19 protein-coding genes are annotated in these 20,046 nt (G+C 62.7%); 3 read left to right on the top strand and 16 right to left on the bottom strand.

What is annotated here, in order from left to right:
- Nucleotides 1-8 precede the first annotated feature (8 nt).
- The 16 genes from eno to LFT43_RS05330 form a co-directional block, all read right to left on the bottom strand.
- On the bottom strand, nucleotides 9-1,289 hold the full coding sequence (gene eno / locus LFT43_RS05405; protein WP_395801511.1) for a phosphopyruvate hydratase: 1,281 nt from the start codon (nucleotides 1,287-1,289) through the stop codon (nucleotides 9-11).
- A 120-nt stretch (nucleotides 1,290-1,409) separates the two neighbouring features.
- Nucleotides 1,410-2,072: a MazG nucleotide pyrophosphohydrolase domain-containing protein gene (locus LFT43_RS05400; RefSeq protein WP_395801510.1), complete on the bottom strand. Its 663-nt coding sequence runs from the start codon at nucleotides 2,070-2,072 to the stop codon at nucleotides 1,410-1,412.
- Between the two features lie 34 nt (nucleotides 2,073-2,106).
- A complete protein-coding gene (locus LFT43_RS05395; RefSeq protein WP_395801509.1) occupies nucleotides 2,107-3,261 on the bottom strand; it encodes an adenosine deaminase in 1,155 nt (384 codons plus the stop codon).
- A gap of 29 nt (nucleotides 3,262-3,290) precedes the next feature.
- Complete coding sequence (locus LFT43_RS05390) at nucleotides 3,291-3,995, bottom strand: DedA family protein (RefSeq protein ID WP_395802912.1); 705 nt, start codon at nucleotides 3,993-3,995, stop codon at nucleotides 3,291-3,293.
- 150 nt (nucleotides 3,996-4,145) lie between these two features.
- Nucleotides 4,146-4,805, bottom strand: a complete 660-nt coding sequence (locus LFT43_RS05385; RefSeq protein ID WP_395801508.1) for a DedA family protein — start codon at nucleotides 4,803-4,805, stop codon at nucleotides 4,146-4,148.
- A 64-nt stretch (nucleotides 4,806-4,869) separates the two neighbouring features.
- Complete coding sequence (locus tag LFT43_RS05380) at nucleotides 4,870-6,180, bottom strand: thymidine phosphorylase (RefSeq protein ID WP_395801507.1); 1,311 nt, start codon at nucleotides 6,178-6,180, stop codon at nucleotides 4,870-4,872.
- On the bottom strand, nucleotides 6,177-6,590 hold the full coding sequence (locus tag LFT43_RS05375) for a cytidine deaminase (protein WP_395801506.1): 414 nt from the start codon (nucleotides 6,588-6,590) through the stop codon (nucleotides 6,177-6,179). Before LFT43_RS05375 ends, LFT43_RS05380 begins: the two co-directional genes overlap by 4 nt.
- Before the next feature lie 2 nt (nucleotides 6,591-6,592).
- A complete protein-coding gene (locus LFT43_RS05370) occupies nucleotides 6,593-8,104 on the bottom strand; it encodes an ABC transporter permease (protein WP_395801505.1) in 1,512 nt (503 codons plus the stop codon).
- Nucleotides 8,101-9,477, bottom strand: coding sequence for an ABC transporter permease (locus tag LFT43_RS05365; protein WP_395801504.1), 1,377 nt, complete (start codon nucleotides 9,475-9,477; stop codon nucleotides 8,101-8,103). Before LFT43_RS05365 ends, LFT43_RS05370 begins: the two co-directional genes overlap by 4 nt.
- On the bottom strand, nucleotides 9,470-11,020 hold the full coding sequence (locus LFT43_RS05360) for an ABC transporter ATP-binding protein (protein ID WP_395801503.1): 1,551 nt from the start codon (nucleotides 11,018-11,020) through the stop codon (nucleotides 9,470-9,472). Before LFT43_RS05360 ends, LFT43_RS05365 begins: the two co-directional genes overlap by 8 nt.
- Before the next feature lie 164 nt (nucleotides 11,021-11,184).
- Nucleotides 11,185-12,291, bottom strand: a complete 1,107-nt coding sequence (locus tag LFT43_RS05355; RefSeq protein WP_395801502.1) for a BMP family protein — start codon at nucleotides 12,289-12,291, stop codon at nucleotides 11,185-11,187.
- A 294-nt stretch (nucleotides 12,292-12,585) separates the two neighbouring features.
- Nucleotides 12,586-13,605, bottom strand: coding sequence for an NADP-dependent oxidoreductase (locus tag LFT43_RS05350; RefSeq protein WP_395801501.1), 1,020 nt, complete (start codon nucleotides 13,603-13,605; stop codon nucleotides 12,586-12,588).
- A complete protein-coding gene (locus LFT43_RS05345; protein ID WP_395801500.1) occupies nucleotides 13,602-14,033 on the bottom strand; it encodes an organic hydroperoxide resistance protein in 432 nt (143 codons plus the stop codon). Before LFT43_RS05345 ends, LFT43_RS05350 begins: the two co-directional genes overlap by 4 nt.
- A 33-nt stretch (nucleotides 14,034-14,066) precedes the next feature.
- The gene (locus LFT43_RS05340; protein WP_395801499.1) at nucleotides 14,067-14,501 is read right to left on the bottom strand and encodes a MarR family winged helix-turn-helix transcriptional regulator; all 435 of its coding nucleotides are present in this window, start codon (nucleotides 14,499-14,501) and stop codon (nucleotides 14,067-14,069) included.
- Between the two features lie 152 nt (nucleotides 14,502-14,653).
- Entirely contained in the window at nucleotides 14,654-15,853 is a 1,200-nt protein-coding gene (locus LFT43_RS05335) for an amidohydrolase (protein WP_395801498.1), read from the bottom strand.
- A 78-nt stretch (nucleotides 15,854-15,931) separates the two neighbouring features.
- Nucleotides 15,932-17,065 carry a mannose-1-phosphate guanylyltransferase gene (locus LFT43_RS05330; protein WP_265978567.1) on the bottom strand — a complete coding sequence of 378 codons (1,134 nt, stop codon included), beginning with the start codon at nucleotides 17,063-17,065 and terminating at the stop codon, nucleotides 15,932-15,934.
- A gap of 283 nt (nucleotides 17,066-17,348) precedes the next feature.
- Here LFT43_RS05330 and sdhC point away from each other — a divergent pair, with 283 nt between their 5' ends.
- From sdhC to sdhA, 3 genes are all read left to right on the top strand, one after another.
- The gene (gene sdhC / locus LFT43_RS05325; protein WP_395802910.1) at nucleotides 17,349-17,684 is read left to right on the top strand and encodes a succinate dehydrogenase, cytochrome b556 subunit; all 336 of its coding nucleotides are present in this window, start codon (nucleotides 17,349-17,351) and stop codon (nucleotides 17,682-17,684) included.
- Between the two features lie 3 nt (nucleotides 17,685-17,687).
- Nucleotides 17,688-18,152, top strand: a complete 465-nt coding sequence (locus LFT43_RS05320) for a succinate dehydrogenase hydrophobic membrane anchor subunit (RefSeq protein ID WP_184736504.1) — start codon at nucleotides 17,688-17,690, stop codon at nucleotides 18,150-18,152.
- A 93-nt stretch (nucleotides 18,153-18,245) separates the two neighbouring features.
- Entirely contained in the window at nucleotides 18,246-20,045 is a 1,800-nt protein-coding gene (gene sdhA / locus LFT43_RS05315) for a succinate dehydrogenase flavoprotein subunit (protein WP_028266363.1), read from the top strand.
- The last annotated feature ends 1 nt before the right edge of the window (nucleotide 20,046 follow it).

Genomic DNA, 20,046 nt, shown 5'->3' with positions numbered 1-20,046 from the left:
AACGGATACTAGCCCTTGAAACGCGGGAAAGCGCTGCGGCCGGCGTAGCGTGCGGCGTCATCGAGTTCTTCTTCGATGCGCAGCAGCTGGTTGTACTTCGCGACGCGCTCGGAACGGGCCGGGGCACCAGTCTTGATCTGGCCCGCGTTGGTGGCAACGGCGATGTCAGCAATGGTGGTGTCCTCGGTTTCGCCGGAGCGGTGCGAGGTGATGGTGGTGTAACCGGCACGCTGGGCCAGGGAAACGGCGTCCAGGGTTTCGGTCAGGGAACCGATCTGGTTGACCTTGACGAGCAGGGAGTTCGCCGTTGCGGCGTCGATGCCCTGCTGCAGGCGGACAGGGTTGGTCACGAAGAGGTCGTCGCCAACCAGCTGGACCTTGTCACCGATGGTGTCGGTGAGGGTCTTCCAGCCTTCCCAGTCGTTCTCGTCCAGCGGGTCCTCGATGGAGACCAGCGGGTAGTCTGCAACGAGCTCGGCGTAGTAAGCGCTCATCTCGGTGGCCGAGAGGGCCTTGCCTTCGAACTGGTAGGCACCATCCTTGTAGAACTCGGAGGAGGCAACGTCCAGCGCGAGGGCGATGTCCTTGCCCGGGGTGTAGCCGGCGTTCTTGATGGCTTCCTGGATCAGGTCCAGGGCCGCGCGGTTGGACGGGAGGTTCGGCGCGAAGCCGCCTTCGTCACCGAGGCCGGTGGAGAGGCCCTTGGCCTGCAGGACGGACTTGAGGTTGTGGTAGACCTCAACGCCCCAGCGCAGGCCTTCGGAGAAGGTCTCGGCACCGATCGGGACGATCATGAATTCCTGGATGTCGACGTCGGAGTCGGCGTGGGAGCCACCGTTGAGGATGTTCATCAGCGGGACGGGAAGAACGTGGGCGTTCGGGCCGCCCAGGTACTTGTACAGGGGCAGGTCTGCGGATGCGGCGGCGGCGTTGGCCACGGCGAGGGAAACGCCCAGGATGGCGTTTGCGCCGAGCTTGCCCTTGTTCGGGGTGCCGTCGAGGTCGATCATGGCCTGGTCGATGCTGCGCTGGTCCGTCGCGTCGAAGCCGATGAGGGCCGGGGCGATTTCGTCGATGACCGCGTCAACGGCCTTCTGGACGCCCTTGCCGAGGTAACGGCCCTTGTCGCCGTCGCGCAGTTCAACGGCTTCGTGCTCGCCGGTGGAAGCACCGGACGGAACTGCCGCGCGGCCGATCTGGCCATCGGAAAGCAGAACTTCAACTTCTACTGTCGGGTTTCCGCGGGAATCAAGGATCTCGCGGGCGTGGATGGCATCGATAAGCGCCATGGACTGCTCCTTATGGTGAAGCGATTTACTGGGAATCTAGAGGGAAATTCTCGACGTCCTCGTCGCCACTAGCCTAGTCGAGAGCGGCCAACGTTACGGAACAGCGTCGGACCGCTCACGTTATGTGGCTTCGCCGTCGCGTCCTTGGTAGCGGCGGACAGCGGCGCGCAAGGCCCGTTCGGCGTCGAATCCCTTTTCTTTCGAGCCCGCGACGACGCCAAGCAGGAAGTCTCCAAGTGCGGCTTCGGAGTCGGGAACCTCCGTTGCCGCAATAGTGTGGCCAACGCTTTCCGGACCGCCTGAGCGAGCCGCGCGCTCGGCACGGTCAAGGGACTTCTGCGCCAAGGCGAGGGCAGGTAGGTGGGGTGGGATGCCTTCGAAGGGGTCCGAACGCTCGGGCTTTTCGGCTTTCTTCACCGCATCCCACTTTTCGACGATCTCCTCCACGGTGGCTGGAAAGGATTCCTGCAAGGACCCGTCCGGCTTGAAGACGTGCGGGTTGCGCCGCACCATCTTCTCCGTAATGGCGCGCGCGACGTCGTCGAACGTGAACCGTCCTTGCTCCTCGGCGAGCCGGGCGTGGAGCACCACTTGAAGCAGCACATCGCCCAACTCGCCGCGAAGTTCGTCGGAAATGTCGGAACCGGAGGCCCCTGCCTCGATCGAGTCGACCACCTCATACGCTTCCTCGATCAAGTACTCGACCAGGGATTCGTGGGTCAGCGCACCCATCCAGGGACAGTGCTCGCGCAAAGACGCGATCTTTTGCAAGAGCACCGTCATAGGACTTCCGGAGACCGTGCCTGCAGGAGTTTGCTCAGGCAAGGTTGGCGTAGGCGTCGTTGATGTACTCCACCAACGCTTCTTTTTCGTCCAAGGGCAGGAACGAAGACTCGGCCGCGTTGAGGGTCAGTTCCAAGAGGTCGTCGAGATCGTAGTCGAAGGTCTCCACGAGAAGCTCGAACTCGTCGGTGAGCGTGACGCCGCTCATGAGCCGGTTGTCCGTGTTGATGGTGACATTGAAGCCCAGCTGATAGAGCATGTCCAACGGGTGGTTCTCGATGCCTTCGCCGAAGTTCGCGATCGCTCCGGTCTGCAGATTGGACGAGGGGCAGATCTCCAGCGCAATTCCGCGGTCGCGGACCCAGCCGGCCACCTCACCCAAGGTGACCATGCCAACGGTGTCCTCGACGTCGTCGTTGTCCTCATCGGTCTCGGCATCTTCGTATTCAACGGTGATGTCCTCGGCGATGCGCACGCCGTGGCCCAAGCGCAGGGCACGGCCGTCCACCAGGGCGGACTGGATGCTCTCCAGGCCTGCCGCTTCGCCGGCGTGCACGGTAGCCGGGAAGTTGTGTTCTGCCAGGTAGGTGAAAGCACCCTTGAAACGGGAAGGCAGGAAGCCATCTTCGGCTCCGGCGATGTCGAAACCGACTGCGCCGTTGTACCGGTGGCGCACGGCAAGCTCGGCAATCTCCTGGCCGCGGTCCGCGTGGCGCATCGCCGTGATGAGCTGGCCCACTTGGATCTGGCGACCGGTCTCCTCTACGGCATCCACGCCGGCATCGAGCCCTTCCTGGACGGCGTCCACCACCTCGTCCAAGGTGAGGCCCTTCTGCAGGTGCTGCTCAGGTGCCCAGCGGATCTCGCCGTATATAACGCCGTCGTCCGCCAGGTCCTCCACGAACTCCTTGGCGACGCGCGCCAGGCCCTCCTTGGTCTGCATGACCGCAATCGTGTGGTCAAAGGTTTCGAGATAACGGACCAAGGAACCGGAATCGGCAGACTCACGGAACCACTGGCCAAGAGCTACGGGATCCGTGGAAGGCAGGGTGTGGCCGACGGCCTCCGCCAGCTCGATAATGGTGGCCGGGCGCAGTCCCCCGTCCAAATGGTCGTGAAGGGAAACCTTCGGGAGGCTCTTCAGATCGAAGTCAAGGGCAGGGGCGGCGTCAACAATAGGCTCAGTCACGTGTCCAACTCTAGGGGGACGGACGGAGCTTAGCCAGCAGGGTTTGAGCGCTCGACGCCGGCAGTCGCCTTCACTGCGGTACCTGCATCCGCTGCGGCTGCTTCGGCGGAAGCTGCTTCCGCGGAAGCTGCTTCCTTCTTCTCTGCGTCCTTCTTTTCAAGGTGCTTGTGCCACCAACGGAGAGTGTGGTCCACGATGACGCCGAGCACCACGGCGAATGCCACGGCAATCCCCACGCCGAGGAGCGGGTTGTTGTGCACCCAGTGGCCTGCCAGCGATCCAATCCCGATGGAATAACCTACCCAGGTGAAGCAGGCGAAGGCGTCCAGCCAGAAGAAGGTCTTGTGGCGGAACCCGGTTTGTCCGGCGACGTAGTTCACTGCCACACGGCCCCACGGGATATACCGGGCGGTGAAAATGAGCACGGCGCCGCGTTTGTCCAGCTCGTAGTGTGCCCAGGCGAACATCTTCCGGACCTTCGGCTTGCGCATCCATTTCCAGCGGTCCAAGCCGATCTTGCGGCCAAGCATGTAGGCCGTGTTGTCGCCGGCCATGGCCCCGACCAGCGCGGTGGCGCCGAGGAGCCACAGGTTGGGCTCGCCGCGGTGCATTGCAAGGGCCGACAATCCTACGATCGCGGTCTCACTGGGAAGGATCGTGGCAAAGCCGTCGATGAAAAAGAAAACCAGGAGCACCGGGTAGATCCACGGTTGCCCGGCGGCGTGCTCGAGCATGTGGTTCATGAATTCCACGCAGGCATTGCTCCTCAAGGAAAGTCACGCGGTTGCGTGACACAGATCGCTATCAAGTGTCCCACGGCCGCAGCGTCGTTCGCTACGCCCCGGCCGGAGAAGAACACAACTTAACGCTAGCTCGAAACTCGGCTAGGTGGCGGGTTCCTCTTCAGTCTCCCCCGCATCTTCGACCGCTTCGACCTCTTCTGGAGAGGGCGTGGAGCCACGGACCGTGCTGATGACCCGGTCCACGATGATTCCGAGGATGACTGCCGCGACGATCGCGATGATCGCCCCGAGCAAGTGGTTGTGTTCGAACCACTGCCCGAAGAACAAACCGATCGCCACCGAGTAGCTGGCCCACAGAGCGGCAGACATCGCCGTGAGCGCCACAAACATGCCGTGCGAGAACTGGGTTGCACCGGCTGTGAGGTTGACCGCCACACGGCCGATGGGGATGAACCGGGCCACCATGATCAGTGACGCGGCCCGGCGTCGAAGTTCCCGTCCAGCCCAGCGGAACGCACCCTGCATCCTTTGGGAACGCATCCACCGCCATCGGCGAACACCTATTTGGCGACCGATCAAGTAGGCGATGTTGTCGCCGGTGAAAGCCCCCAGCGCGCCCAACAGAATCAGCAACCACGCGTTGGGCACTCCGGCCGTTGCGGAAACGGCAGCCAGCCCAACCACTACCGACTCGCTGGGAATAGGTGGGAAAAATCCATCGATCACACAGCAGGCAAAGACCAGAAGCAGGACCCACGGCTGCCCTGCGGCGGCGAGGATGAAGTCGTTGATTGCCTGCACGGTTTCCTAACGAATGGCCGCAGGGATTGTCTCCCAGGCATCCGAAAATGCCCGGGAGACCAGCCTAGGAGATCCGGTCGATGATCAGCCGCTGAGCCGGCCGTGAGCCTTCGGGCGCGATGAGCACGGCGCCCTCCAAGGCTTCCTTGGCTCTTTCGAATTTTTCCGGGGTATCGGTCAGCAGGGTCATGAGTGGCTCCCCCGCCCGGACCAGGGCGCCCGGTTTGGCGTGCATCCGCACCCCCGCACCGGCCTGGACGATGTCTTCCTTCCGGGCACGTCCGGCGCCGAGGCGCCACGCAGCCACGCCGACGGACAAGGCGTCGAGTTCCACCAGGACGCCGTCGGCCGGAGCCGGGATGACCTCGGATTCCCTGGCCACTGGCAGGGCCGCACGCGGATCGCCGCCTTGGGCTTCTATCATTCGATTCCAGACATCCATCGCGCGGCCATCCTTGAGGGCGGCCGCGGGATCGGCGTCGTGCACTCCGGCGCAGGCGAGCATCTCCTCGGCGAGCCTGACGGTCAGCTCGACGACGTCTTCCGGACCGCCGCCCGCAAGCACCTCCACCGATTCCTCGACCTCGATGGCGTTTCCCGCGGTCAGGCCCAGCGGAGTGCTCATGTTGGTCAGGAGGGCCACCGTGTTGACGCCGGCATCCTTGCCCAGCGCCACCATGGTTTCGGCCAGCTCACGGGCGCGTGCTTCGTCCTTCATGAAAGCCCCCGAGCCCACCTTCACGTCGAGCACCAGGGAACCCGTGCCCTCGGCGATCTTCTTGCTCATGATCGACGAAGCAATCAGCGGGATGGCTTCCACCGTGCCCGTAACGTCCCGGAGGGCGTAGAGCTTCTTGTCTGCCGGTGCCAATCCCGTGCCGGCAGCGCAAATGACCGCCCCAACGTCCTGCAGCTGGGCCAGGATTTCCTCGTTGCTCAGATCCGCACGCCACCCGGGAATTGCCTCTAGCTTGTCCAGGGTGCCTCCGGTGTGGCCCAGTCCCCTGCCCGAAAGCTGGGGAACCGCCACTCCGAAGACCGCCACCAACGGCGCCAGCGGAAGGGTGATCTTGTCCCCGACTCCCCCGGTGGAGTGCTTGTCGGTGGTGGCCTTCATGCCGCCGTCGGGACGCCGAAGGCTGGAGAAATCCATTCGCTCGCCCGAGGCGATCATCGCCGCGGTCCAGCGCGAGATCTCGGCGCGGTCCATCCCGTTGAGCAGGATTGCCATATTCAGCGCGGCCATCTGCTCGTCGGCGATGACGCCCCGAGTGTAGGCGTCGATGGTCCAGTCGATCTGTTCAGGGCTCAGGGTGCCCTTGTCCCGCTTGATGCTGATGATCTGAACGGCATCAAACGCTTCAGTCTGTGTCACCGGTTCTCCTCGAGGTTGTCGGGACCGAAGGCATCGGGCAGCACTTGGTCCATGGTCTTGATGCCCTGCGTTGTCATGAGCTGCATGCCGGGTGCACGGAATTCATACAGCAACTGCCTGCAGCGGCCGCACGGCATGAGGACGTTCCCCTTCGCATCGACGCAATAGAACGCCCGCAATCTACCGCCACCACCCATATGGAGGTCACCCACAAGGGCGCACTCAGCACACAAAGTGAGGCCATAGCTGGCGTTCTCGACGTTGCAGCCGCTAACGATCCGCCCGTCCTCAGTGAGGGCAGCGGCACCCACCGGGAACTTCGAGTACGGAGCGTAGGCCTTCCCCATGGCGGCGACCGCAGCAGCCTCTAGGGCCGCCCAGTCCACGCCTCCGGCATCCGTGACCGCCACGGTCACCCCTTCACGTACGGTATGCCGCTTGCCGCCGGCGGCCTGGACCTGCCTACCAATCCAGCGACGGCGAAGACCGTCAAGGCGTAGGGCAGCATGGCCATGAACTGGCTCGGCACGGGCGATCCGATGATGGTGATGACGCTCTGGAGGTTGTCCGCGAAGCCGAAGAGCAACGCTGCCAGGAACGCGCCGATCGGGTTCCAACGCCCGAAGATCAACGCTGCCAGCGCGATGTACCCCCGGCCTCCGGACATGTCCTTGCTGAAGGCGTCCACGGAGACCAGCGTGAAGAAGGAGCCGCCAATGCCGGCGATCGCGCCGCCCATGAGCACGTTCCAAAAACGGGTCCGGTTGACATTGATGCCCACGGTGTCGGCGGCCTGAGGGTGCTCGCCGACGGCCCTCACACGGAGGCCCCATTTCGTGTGGAACAGGCCGAGGTAGACCACGATCACGGCGATGTACATCAAATAGCCCACGAGGGACTGGTGGAACAGGATCGGGCCAATGATCGGGATATCGGACAGGAAGGGAATATCCACCGGGGGCAGGCGGCCGGGCTTGTTGAGGCCCTCCGGGTCCGCAGTCAGCAGCGTCGAGAACAGGAAGCTCGTCAACCCACTGATGAGGACGTTGAGGACGACGCCCACGATGATCTGGTTGACGAGGTACTTGATGCTGACCACGGCCAGAACCAGGGAAACGAGCGCCCCGGCCACCGCAGCGGCGACCAGCCCGGCGTAGACGTTGTGCGTCACCGTAGCAACAACGGCCGCGGAAAACGCACCCAAAAGAAGCTGTCCTTCAATGGCGATGTTCACCACGCCGACGCGTTCGCACAGGACACCGGAAAGGGAACCGAACACCAGCGGCACGGCCAAGGTCACGGATCCTGCGATCAGCCCGGCGAGGGAGATGGACGGCTCTGCGTCATTTCCGTGGGCCACGATCCAGACCATGAACCCGATCAGGAAAAGGGCGGCAAAAGTACCTCCCACCCACCGGGGAACGGTCCTCTTTGCTTGCGTGAGATACACCGTGTAGCCCGCCAAACCCAGCAGAACAACTGCGCAGATCCAGCCAATGGCCGCGGAAGGAACCGTGATCCGGACAACCTTCGCGACTCCGAGCGCGGCAAGGCCGAGAACCACCACAGCGGCGACGGTGGCTGCGGGCAGCCAGCCCGGCACTGTGCCTGAACCCGACGCGACGCCTGAACGACGGCGGACGAACCATAGGTATCCGAGCCAGGCTGAAAGCAGAAGGGCCAAGACCAGCGTGACCCACGCAGCTACATTGGAGGCCGCTTCATTGGCTGCCTCGGCGATGCCGAAGCCTGCCGACTTCGAATTGGACATGAATCCGAAAAGGACGGTTCCCAGGATTGCGAGCAGGGACAGTCCGATTCCGGCCTTCCAGCTCACCAGTTCGCTGACACCCGGTTTACCGGAGCGCGCAGGGGCGCTGCCGGCGGGCGTGCCACTGCCGGACGTTGTTGTTGTGGTGCTCATGCTGTTGCCGCTCCGCTCTCAATTTTTCCGGAGGGGATCGTTCCGGAGCCAGGGCCGCCCGGGGCCTTCTTCTTTTTCCGGGGATTCAGCCCGAAGATCGCACGCACCAGCGGCGGCGCCGCAATGAACAGGACGATCAGCGACTGGATGACCAAAACGATGTCGATCGGGGTCTGGGTCTGTGCCTGCATCGCGACCCCTCCTGCCCGGAACGCACCGAACAGGAGACCGGCGAAGAAGGTTCCCCACGGCGTCGAACGGCCCAACAGGGCAACGGTGATGGCATCGAATCCGATGGAAGCCGCGACGCCTCCGGAGAGGTATTTCTCCGTCCCTGACACTTGCGCAATGCCGGCCAGGCCCGCAAGAGCACCGGCAATCGCCATGACCAGGATCACGGCCCGTGGAACATTGATCCCGGCGGTGCGTGCGGCGCTCTGGTTGGCGCCGACGGCCCGGAATTCGAAGCCAAGGGTTGAGCGGTTCAGGAGCCACCAGACGAAGACCGTCGCCAGCACGGCCAAGAGGAAGCCGGCGTGGAGCCTGAATTGCGGACCGAGCAACTCCGGAAACAGCGCAGATTGGTCCAGGAAGGGCGAGATCGGGTTGGTCGAGCCCTTGCGCTGGAAAGCCGGCGTGGTCAGGAGGAAAAGGAGCAGGAAGTTGGCAATGTAGTTCAGCATGATGGTTACGATGACCTCATGCGCGCCGGTCCTCGCCTTGAGGAGACCGACGACGGCGCCCCACACCGCGCCGCCGACGAGTCCGGCGACGATGACCACCAGGAGGTGGACCAGGAAAGGCAAGTGCCACGTGAAGCCAACGTAGGCGCCGAACAGGGCACCAAAGATGATCTGACCTTGCGCGCCGATGTTGAACAGTCCCGCACGGAACGCCAATGCCACGCCAAGTCCTGCGCAAATCAACGGTGTGGACACCGTCAGTGTTTCAGTAATCGGGTACAGCTGGGCTGCGGCGTCGGCCCCGGCCCAGTTGAACAGCGAGCCCTGGACTAGCGCCACGTAAGGCCTGAACACCTCGGTGAGCATGTCCCCCGGCTGCGCGAAGAAATATCCTGCCGTTTCGGCCACTTTGGGGTTGGTCACGGCCATGAGGATTCCGCCGAGCACAATCGCGAGGAGCACTGACAGCACCGACACCATGGCGTTTCCGGTCACGATCTGCCGGAAGACCGAACCACCGGCGGCGTGCGGGATCTGTCCGCCTTGGCTGGTAGCCGGAACCGCTGACGGGGCCATCGCACCGTCCGCAGTGTCCAGTGCGACATCCGCTACGACGTCGTCGTCAATCGATGTTTCCGGAAGCACCGGCTTGTCCCCGTGTTTGTGTCGAGGGGTGTTGGACTCAGACATGTGTTCCTCCCTCGAGGGTTTTGTGCGCAGTCAGTTCTGCCTCGTGTTCCGGAACGCCTGCCATCATCAAGCCGAGCACATCGCGGGAAGTACCGGCGGGAACAATCCCGACGAGCCTTCCGCGGTAGAGAACGGCGATCCTGTCAGCGAGCTCGAGCACTTCATCGAGTTCTGTGGAGACGATCATCACCGGAGTTCCGTTGTCCCGTTCGGCGATGACCCGTTTGTGCACGAATTCGATGGAGCCGACGTCGAGGCCGCGGGTGGGCTGTGATGCGATGAAGAGCCTCAATGGCCTGGACAGCTCCCTTGCCAGCACCACCTTTTGCTGGTTTCCGCCGGAGAGAGTACCCACGGCGACGTCGATCGACGGCGTCCGCACATCGAACTCTTCGACCTTCTTCGCCGCATGGGTAGCAATCAAGGCCGGTTTCATGCCAATGCCTTGGGCGAAGGGCGGCTTGTCGTACAGGTCCAGGATCATGTTCTCGGAAATGGAGAACGTCCCTACCAGACCGTCGATCTTGCGGTCCTCGGGGACAAACCCGACTCCGGCGGAAAGGACCTGCTTCACGCTCTTGCCGAGCAGTTCGACGTCGTCGAGGGTGATGGATCCAGTGACGTGGGGCTGGACGCCTAGGATGGCCTCGGTGAGCTCGGTCTGGCCGTTGCCTTGGACTCCGGCGATGGCAAGCACTTCACCCTTGGCGATGTCGAAACTCAGCCCGTCCACGACGTGCTGGCCATTGTGGTCAACAACGGTTAGGTCCCGGACCTTGAAGGTCGCCTCACCCGGTTGGGCAGGCTTCTTTTCCAAGGTCAGGCTGACAGCCCGGCCCACCATCGCCGAGGCGAGTTCCGTTGGGGACGCCGAGGGGTCAGCCGAGCCAACCACTTTCCCCCGTCGGATCACTGTGATGATGTCCGAAATTTCCTTGACCTCACGCAGCTTGTGCGAAATGAAGACTATGGATTTTCCGGCAGCCTTGAGCTGTCGGATGATATCCAGGAGCTCGTCTGTTTCCTGCGGAGTGAGAACGGCAGTCGGTTCATCCAGAATCAGGACTTCGGCGTCGCGCACGAGCGCCTTGATGATTTCGACCCGTTGCTGCACTCCCACGGGAAGGTCTTCCACGAGGGCATCGGGATCGACGTGGAAACCGTATTGCTTGGAAATCTCGGAAATCTTGCGGCGGGTTTCATCCAAGTTCAGGAAACCGGCTGCCTTGGTGGCTTCGTTTCCCAATGCGACATTTTCGGCCACCGTGAAGACCGGAATCAGCATGAAATGCTGGTGGACCATGCCGATTCCTGCCGCCATGGCGTCGCCGGGACCCTTGAAGACCACCGGCTTGCCGTCGACCAGGATTTCACCGTCACTGGGGTCGTAAAGTCCGTAAAGGACATTCATCAGGGTGGATTTACCGGCACCGTTTTCGCCCAAAAGGCAATGGACTTGGCCGGGTTCAACCACGAGGTCGATGTGGTCATTGGCTACGAGGGATCCGAAGCGCTTCGTGATCCCTTTCAGTTCGAGTTTCAAAACTCCAACCCATCTATGAAGGATGGCTCCTCGTCATCACCGTGCTCCCAGCATAGTGCTCGGCAAAGGAGTGTCGAAGAGCAAAATTGAAGGCAACGCAGAACGCGCTGCCCTTCTGCCAAAACTCGGCTGAAGGGCAGCGCGGCGTGGTTTCGCCCGGATTATTACTTGGGGCTGGACTTTGATTGGACCTTCACTGCGCCGGAGATAATGTCCTTCTTCAGCTGGTCAAGATCACTCTTCATGTCAGCCGGCACCGCGGAGTCGAGATCGTGGAACGGGGCAAGTGCCACGCCCCCGTTGTCGAGCGTGCCAACGTAGGGGCTGGGGTCGAACTTGCCGTCCTTGTCCGCCTTGATGACCGTTTCGACAGCTGTGGCCATGGTCTTCTGGACCGAGGTCAGGATGACCGACTTGTAGGCGGGCGCCGTCAGGTAGCCGTCCGAGTCGACCCAGATCAGCTTGGCGTCCGTGCCCTTTGCCTTGGCGTCAAGGATCGCACTGCCGGCGCCCGCGCCAACGGGACCAGCGACGGGAAGGACGACGTCGGCGCCCTGGTCCAGGAATCCCTGGGTGAGGACCTTGCCCTTGTCGACCTGCTTGAAGTCGCCGACGAACGTTCCGTCCTGCTTGTCCTTGTCCCAGCCAAGCAGCTGGACGGACTTGCCCTTCTTCTGGTTGTAGTACTTCACGCCGTCAGAGAAGCCGTCCATGAAGATACTCACCGTGGGAATGTTGAGACCACCGAAGGTGGCAACCTTGCCGGTCTTGGAGGTACCTGCAGCCAGGTAGCCGGCCAGGAATGAGGCCTGGGCCGTGTCATAGACAATCGGCTTGACGTTCTTCGGGAAGGTGGGGTCCGAGTAGTCGATGATGGCGAAGTGGCTGTTCGGGTTTGCCGTAGCAATCGACTTGGTTGCATCGCCCAGGAGGAAGCCGACGGTAACCGTCAGCTTGCAGCCCTGTTGGACCATGGAACGAAGGTTGGGGTCGTAGTCCGTGTCGGCCTTGGACTGGACGTGCTTCTCCTGGATGGCAAGATCCTTGGCGGCTGACTGAAGGCCTTCATAGCCTGACTGGTTGAACGACTTGTCGTCGAAGCCGCCGGAGTCGGACACCATGCATGCGGTGTAGTCCGACTTCGTGGCACTGCCCGAGCTCGACGCAGACGGTGCGCTACCGCAGCCTGCCAGCAAAAGAGCAGCGGCGCCCGCAGTTGCGACGCCTGCAAATGAACCGCGCTTTAGGGTGGCACGCAGTGATTGCTTCAATTTTCCTCCAGGAAGAAAGTGATTGATGCTACGACAGTTGGTCAATGAGTGTCCGTTTCGAAAACTCGAGGCTGAAATTCTGTTTTCACTGATGCTTCGCAGCACTGCGCCTGGGGCGCACTGATGCCACAACTTTAGTGGGATGGAACACACCCCGGTAACACAAAAGCCCAACAACCCTAAGATTGTTGAGCTTTTGTTACCAAGCAGTAGTGGAACTCCCAGCCAACGGTCCTAGCATCCGCGCCCGAGCAGGCCGGCCTCGTCGGTCAGCGGCACTTCGCGAAGAAGGACTCAGTGAAGGCGGACCAGCATCTTGCCGGTGTTGGCCCCATCCAAGAGATCAATGAAGGCCCGCGGCGCGTTTTCCAACCGGTCAACGATCGTCTCGTCGTAGCGGACTGTTCCATCGGCGAGCCATCCGGCCATCTTCCCGGCAAACTCGGCGGCGTATTGGCGCTGACCGCCTACCAGGAAGCCGCGGAGGGTCAATTGCTTTCCAATGGCCACGGCCAGGTTGCGGGGGCCCGGTGTGGGCTCGGTGGAGTTGTACTGCGAGATCGCACCACACATCGCCACGCGGCCGCCCACTGTGAGCACCGCAAGGGCGGCCTCGAGGTGTTCGCCGCCCACGTTGTCAAAGTAGACGTCGATGCCACGCTCCCCCGCCGCCTCACGGAGTTGAGCCACCACCGGCCCGTCATGGTAGTCGAAGGCAGCGTCGAAGCCGAGTTCCAGCAGGCGTGCCACCTTCTCGGGGGAACCGGCACTGCCAATCACTTTGGAGGCGCCCATTGCCTTGGCGATCTGGCCCACGATCGAGCCGACGGCTCCTGCCGCCCCGGAAACGAAAACGACGTCGCCCGCTTTGAACTCGGCCACCTTGAGCAACCCGGCATACGCCGTCAGTCCCGTCATGCCGAGGGCGCCAAGGAACGCCGACGACGGCGCGAGGCCGGCCGGGACCGGCGTCACACGCGTGCCGTCCACCACGGAGAACTCGCGCCAACCGAGCTGGTGCACGACGACGTCGCCCACCTTGTGCGCTTCGGAACGGGACGCAATCACCTCACCAACCGCACCGCCGTCGAGCGCTTCATCGAGGCGGAAAGGTGCCGAATAGGACTTCGCGTCGTTCATGCGGCCGCGCATATAGGGGTCGACGGACATGAACTCGTTGCGGACCAGGATCTGGCCGTCCTGCAACTCCAGCAGATCGGTCTCCGCCAGGCGGAAATTCTCCTGAACAGGACGTCCCTGCGGGCGGGATGCCAGCTGGATTTCGCGGGTGCGGCTGGGAAGCGCGGTGCTCACGCGGCCACCTCCACAAGCTTGATGTCGACGGCGATGTTGCCGCGGGTCGCGTTGGAGTAGGGGCAGATCTGGTGCGCCTTGGCCACGAGCTGCTCGGCAGTTTCCCGGTCGAGGGCCGGCAAGGCGATCTCAAGCTCGGCGGCAAGTCCGTATCCCTCGCGGCCATCCAAGGCGCCGAAATGGATCTTGGCTGCCACGGCCGAATCGCTGAGATCCGCCCGTGCCTTGCGTCCCACCAGCCTGAGTGCTGAGTGGAAGCACGCCGCGTAACCGGCGGCGAAAAGCTGTTCAGGGTTGGTTCCTTGGCCATTTCCGCCCAGTTCCACCGGGCTGGCGAGCGCTACGTCCAGCTTGCCGTCGTTGGTGCGTGCGTTGCCGTCACGGCCTTCACCGGAAGCAACCGCCTCGGCTGTGTACAAAGTCTTCACTGTGGTTCCTTTTCCTTCGGAGGGGATGGACGATCAGATGGCTGAATGGAGGGCGGCGGTGAGCCGGCCCAGAGTGTCGTGGAGCTGCGCGAGTTCGGCGGTGCTCAACCCAGCGGCGTCGGCTAGCCGCTGTGGCACGGCGCCTGCCCGCGCACTAAGGGCAAGCCCCGAGCCCGTCAGGTGGATTTCGACGCGGCGCTCATCCTCGGCCGAACGCCGGCGCTCCACCAGGCCCAGGGCTTCAAGCCTCTTGAGCAGGGGCGACAGCGTTCCCGAGTCAAGCCCCAACTCAGTACCCAGTTCCCGCACGCTTCGCGGCTCGTTCTCCCAGAGAACCAGCATCACCAGGTACTGCGGATACGTCAGCCCAAGCTCATCCAGCACCGGCCTGTAGACCGCCGTGGCCGCCTTCGATGCGGAGTAGAGGGCAAAACAGACCTGGTGGTTGAGACGGGGGGCTTCACTCATGGAAATAACAATAGCTCACAATTAAATTGTGCACAACTCAATCGGAGCAACAACGCTCACTCACAAACAAGCCCAAACGACGGGATCCCCCTGCAGATGATCTGCAGGGGGATCCCCGGCCTTTCGACCAAAAGTGAGCGACCGTCGCAGTTTTAGAGGTCCCGGATGGTGCGCAATGCCGCCGCAGCCAAGACTTGGATGGCGAAGCCAAGGGCTCGTTCGTCCACGATGAAGTCACCCCGGTGGAGATCGTATTCTTCGCCGCCCGGAGTGTGGGTTCCGAGCCGCATCATGGCACCCGGCAGGTCGGCCAGGAACCAGGCGAAGTCCTCGCCGCCCATGGACTGGGGGGTCAGGACGACGGCGTGCTCACCGAGTTCAGCCCTGGCCGCGGCCTCGATGAGGGCGGTTTCGTGTTCCGAGTTGACCACGGGAGGGACCCCCCGCGTGTGCTCGAGGTGGACGTCCACCCCATACGGCGCGGCAACCTGCTGGACCACGTCGTCCAACAACTCCCCTGCGCTATGCCATGCATCGCGGTCCAGGCAGCGCATGGTGCCGGCCATGTAACCGTTGGCGGGGATGGCGTTGGGTGCGGATCCTGCCGTGATCTGGCCCCACACCACCGAGACGCCACTGCGGACATCCACCCGACGGGACAGGACGGCCGGGACGTTGATGGCGATCTGGGCCAGTGCGAAGACCAGGTCCTCGGTCAGATGCGGCCGGGAAGTGTGGCCGCCACGTCCGGTCAGTTCGATTTTGATGGTGTCCGAGGCTGAGGTGATCGCCCCGATCCGCGTGCCGATCTTGCCAACGTTTATACGCGGATCACAGTGCAGCGCCAGAATCCGCGGGACTCCCTGAAGGACGCCCTGCTCGATGCAGGACAACGCACCGCCGGGCATGGTTTCCTCGGCCGGTTGGAAGATAATGCGCACTGTGCCGCCCAGCGGCGATTCCTGGTGCATGGCGTGCAGCACCAGGGCAATTCCGAGCATGCTGGTGGTGTGGACGTCATGCCCGCAGGCGTGGGTCACGCCGTGGTTCTTCGACGCGAACGGAAGCCCGGTTTCTTCGATGATGGGGAGGGCATCGATATCACCGCGCAACGCCGTGGCGATGGGCCCTTCGCCGACATCGACCGTCAGTCCCGAGCCTTCGAGCCGTCGCGGCTCCAGTCCCGCAGCTTCAAGCCGCTCCACGAGCTTGTCCGTGGTGCGGAACTCCTTGAAGGACAGTTCCGGGTGCGCATGCAAATCCCGCCGGAATTCGATGAGTTCCGGCAAAAGATCGTCAAGCCACGGCCTCACCACAGGGGTGGGCTCGGTTTCAGTAGTGAAATTGCGCACCTCACAACTCTAGCCATCCGCGCCCCTCGAATAACGAAAGGGGTCTCTTGGTTACGGACTGCGCCTCAAGCACCTTGTTTAGAGTACGTCGGTGTCCCCGCTGGCCTTGAGCGCGTCCACCGCTCCCTTGACCCGTTGAGCGTGCTCCTTGGTGGTGACAAGCAGGGCGTCCGGCGTGTCCACGATTACCACGTCCTTGATGCCGATAAGCGCGATCACACGCTTGGTGTCGGAGACAACCACGCCGCTGGCGTTCTCGGTGAAGACTCGTGCACCTTCGCCGAGGACCGTCACTTCGTCAACGTCGCCGGCATTGTTGAGGCGGCCGATCGCCGCAAAGTCTCCGACGTCGTCCCAACGGAAGGTACCGGGCACGACGGCGACATCCCCCGCCGCTGCGGCAGGTTCTGCCACGGCGTAGTCAATGGCGATCTTGGGCAGCGTGGGCCACACGCGGGCCGTCACTTCATCGCGCTCCGGGGTGTCCCAGGCTTCCGCGATTTCCTGCAGCCCGGCGAACAGGACCGGCTGGTTTGCTTCAAGATGCTTGAGCATGAGCGCCACCGGGGCGACGAACATTCCGGCGTTCCAGACGTAATCGCCGGTCTCGAGGTACTTCTTCGCAATGTCTTCGCTCGGCTTCTCTACGAATTCGATCACCGCATGGGCGTTCGGCGCGTCGTCGATATTGAGCAAGTCACCGGTGCGGATGTAGCCGAACCCGGTTGAGGGATGCGTGGGCTTAATGCCAATAGTGACGATTTTCCCGGCAGCAGCGGTGTGGATGGCCTCGCGCACGGTTTCCTGGAAGAGATTGTCCGGGCTGATGACGTGGTCGGCGGCGAACGAACCCATGATGGTGTCCGGATCGCGACGGTACAGGATGGCGGCGGCGAGGCCGATTGCAGCTCCTGAGTCCTTCGGTTCACTTTCCAGCACCAGCTCGTCGTCTCCCACTTCGGGAAGCTGGCGGCAGACAGCCGTCCGGTGTGCCACGCCCGTGACAACCAGGACCCGGTTGCCGGCCAGTGGTTCGAGTCGGTCGTATGTAGCCCGCAGGAGGGTGCTTCCCGAACCTGTGAGGTCGTGCAGGAATTTTGGCGCAGCAGCACGCGAAAGCGGCCACAGGCGCGTGCCCACTCCGCCGGCCGGAATAACCGCATGGAAGTGGCGCAATGGCGATTCAAGGCTCGCAGCGTTTTCTATACTCACCGCAACACCTTATCCGACACCCGCGCAAGTCCCACTTTGTGGTCTTCGTCTCACCCTCGCGGCGAAAAGACCGGAATTCAGGCGAACACCCGCAATCTCGTTACAAGAAGGGGCGCCTAAATTGAATAAGCTGTGAGCGAAGCCTAGATTTAGGCTGAGCTACGAGTGCTCTCGCAGCTGGCGTTCCCCCCGCATGGATCCCGTGCCAGCGCCACTGTGTTGCAGGAAGGTTTATTCAGTGCCGACAAAACCAGCTGGCACCTTGTACCGCGGCCGTGAAGGCATGTGGTCCTGGGTTGGACATCGCATTACCGGTGTTGTGATCTTTTTCTTCTTGTTGGTCCATGTGCTGGACACCTCATTGGTGCGCGTGTCCCCGGAGGCCTATACGGCCGTCATCGGCGCCTACAAGAACCCCCTCATGGCCCTCGGCGAAACGGGCCTCGTCGCAGCGATCGTCTTCCACGCCTTCAATGGCTTGCGCATCATCGCAGTTGACTTCTGGAAGAAGGGCGCCAAGTACCAGCGCCAGATGCTGTGGGTCGTCCTGGCACTCTGGCTGGTTACGTTCGCGGCCTTCGCTATCCGCCACCTGTCCCTCGCTCTGGGAGGCCACTAAGCCATGAGTACTGATATTCAGAATCCCCGCAGCGGAAAGATCGCTCCGCAGTACCGTCGCGGCACCGGTTCCAAGGGGAACTTCGAGATGTTCGCATGGCTGTTCATGCGGCTCTCCGGCGTCGTGCTCGTGGTGCTGATCTTCGGCCACCTCTTCGTGAACCTGCTGGTGGGAGAGGGCATCCACGCCATCGACTTCGGTTTCGTGGCGGGCAAGTGGGCAGACCCGTTCTGGCAGTTCTGGGACCTGGCCATGCTGTGGCTCGCGATGCTTCACGGCACCAACGGCGTCCGCACCATCATCAACGACTACGCCGAAAAGGACGCCACCCGCTTCTGGCTCAAGGTGGTCCTGTACGCGGCCAGCTTCGTCATCATCGTTCTGGGCACCTTGGTGATCTTCACGTTCAACCCGTGCCCCGTCGTCAACGGCGTTCAGCTGCCGGGCGGGTTCTGCCCGGCGCCGTAGCGGCTCCGCTGCACCGCCGGCGATGTCCGACGGCGCACACCACGCGGAGCAGGCTCCGCCGACCATCTGACTTAGAGAGAAAGAGCATCTGGTATGCAGGTCCACAAGTACGACGTCGTTATTGTCGGTGCCGGCGGCGCCGGCATGCGCGCCGCGATCGAATCCGGTCAGCGCGCACGCACCGCAGTACTGACCAAGCTCTACCCCACCCGTTCCCACACCGGCGCAGCCCAGGGCGGCATGTGTGCGGCCTTGGCCAACGTCGAAGAGGACAACTGGGAGTGGCACACGTTCGACACCATCAAGGGCGGCGACTACCTGGTTGACCAGGACGCAGCCGAGGTCATGGCGAAGGAAGCCATCGACGCCGTGCTGGACCTGGAAAAGATGGGCTTGCCGTTCAACCGCACGCCCGAAGGCCGCATTGACCAGCGCCGTTTCGGTGGCCACACCCGTGACCATGGCAAAGCCCCGGTCCGCCGCGCCTGCTACGCAGCAGACCGCACGGGCCACATGATCCTTCAGACGCTGTACCAAAACTGCGTCAAGCACAACGTTGAGTTCTACAACGAGTACTACGTCCTGGACCTGCTGACCGTCGAGGAAGACGCCGTCCGCGAAGACGGAACGCCGTACAAGCAGAAGCGCGTTGCCGGCGTCGTGTCCTACGACCTCGCCTCCGGCGAATTGCACGTGTTCCAAGCGAAGTCCGTGGTGTTCGCCTCGGGCGGCGCAGGTAAGGTCTTCAAGACCACCTCTAACGCCCACACCCTCACTGGTGACGGCATGGGCATCGCCTTCCGCCGCGGAATCCCGCTGGAGGACATGGAGTTCTTCCAGTTCCACCCGACCGGTCTCGCAGGCTTGGGCATCCTCCTCTCGGAAGCTGCCCGCGGCGAGGGTGCGATTCTTCGCAACTCCGAGGGTGAGCGCTTTATGGAACGCTACGCCCCCACCATCAAGGACCTCGCGCCCCGCGACATTGTGGCCCGTTCCATGGCAAATGAAGTCCGTGAAGGACGCGGCTGCGGCCCGAACAAGGACTACGTCCTCCTTGACCTCACGCACCTTGAGCCGGCCCACATTGACGCGAAGCTTCCGGACATCACCGAATTCGCGCGCACTTACCTCGGTGTCGAGCCGTACACGGAACCGGTTCCCGTGTTCCCGACGGCGCACTACGCCATGGGCGGCATCCCCACCAACATCACCACCGAGGTCCTGCAGGACAACGACACCATAGTGCCCGGCCTGTACGCAGCCGGCGAAGTTGCTTGTGTCTCCGTGCACGGTTCCAACCGCTTGGGCACCAACTCGCTGCTGGACATCAACGTCTTTGGCAAACGCGCGGGCATTGCCGCAGCCGAATACGCCAAGACGGCTGACTTCGTGGAGCTCCCGGAAGACCCGGAGGCATACACCCTGGATCTGCTGAACCACGTCCGTACTGCCGATGGCGGCGAAAGGGTTGCCGCGATCCGCAAGGAACTGCAGGACACCATGGATGCCAACATGCAGGTGTTCCGTACTGCGGACACCCTGAACCAAGTGCTCAAGGACATTGCGTCCCTCGAAGAGCGTTACCAGCGCATCAGCGTCCAAGACAAGGGAAAGCGTTTCAACCTTGACTTGCTCGAAGCGGTGGAACTGGGCTTCCTACTGGAGCTGGCCAAAGTCATGACAGTTGCTGCCCTGCACCGCGAAGAGTCCCGTGGAGGCCACTTCCGGGAGGACTTCCCGGAGCGCGACGACGAAAAATTCATGAAGCACTCCATGGCGTATAAGGATGAGCACGCCCCTGCGGACGGATCTGCGGAAGCAATCGCGGGCATCCGACTCGGCACCAAGCCTGTTGTCTTTACGCGCTACGAGCCGATGGTGAGGAAGTACTAAG

Origin of the sequence: Arthrobacter sp. FW306-04-A, assembly GCF_044358315.1 — a bacterium.
GTDB lineage: Bacteria > Actinomycetota > Actinomycetes > Actinomycetales > Micrococcaceae > Arthrobacter.
This window is presented reverse-complemented; position numbering and strand designations above follow the sequence as displayed.

Excerpts from the sequence above, each read along its gene's own strand:
- LFT43_RS05365 (WP_395801504.1), bottom strand. The coding sequence starts at position 9,477 with ATGTCTGAGTCCAACACCCCTCGACACAAACACGGGGACAAGCCGGTG.
- sdhC (WP_395802910.1), top strand. The coding sequence starts at position 17,349 with ATGTGGTCCTGGGTTGGACATCGCATTACCGGTGTTGTGATCTTTTTC.
- LFT43_RS05390 (WP_395802912.1), bottom strand. The coding sequence starts at position 3,995 with ATGCTCGAGCACGCCGCCGGGCAACCGTGGATCTACCCGGTGCTCCTG.
- sdhA (WP_028266363.1), top strand. The coding sequence starts at position 18,246 with ATGCAGGTCCACAAGTACGACGTCGTTATTGTCGGTGCCGGCGGCGCC.
- LFT43_RS05340 (WP_395801499.1), bottom strand. The coding sequence starts at position 14,501 with ATGAGTGAAGCCCCCCGTCTCAACCACCAGGTCTGTTTTGCCCTCTAC.
- LFT43_RS05400 (WP_395801510.1), bottom strand. The coding sequence starts at position 2,072 with ATGACGGTGCTCTTGCAAAAGATCGCGTCTTTGCGCGAGCACTGTCCC.
- LFT43_RS05370 (WP_395801505.1), bottom strand. The coding sequence starts at position 8,104 with ATGAGCACCACAACAACAACGTCCGGCAGTGGCACGCCCGCCGGCAGC.
- LFT43_RS05320 (WP_184736504.1), top strand. The coding sequence starts at position 17,688 with ATGAGTACTGATATTCAGAATCCCCGCAGCGGAAAGATCGCTCCGCAG.
- eno (WP_395801511.1), bottom strand. The coding sequence starts at position 1,289 with ATGGCGCTTATCGATGCCATCCACGCCCGCGAGATCCTTGATTCCCGC.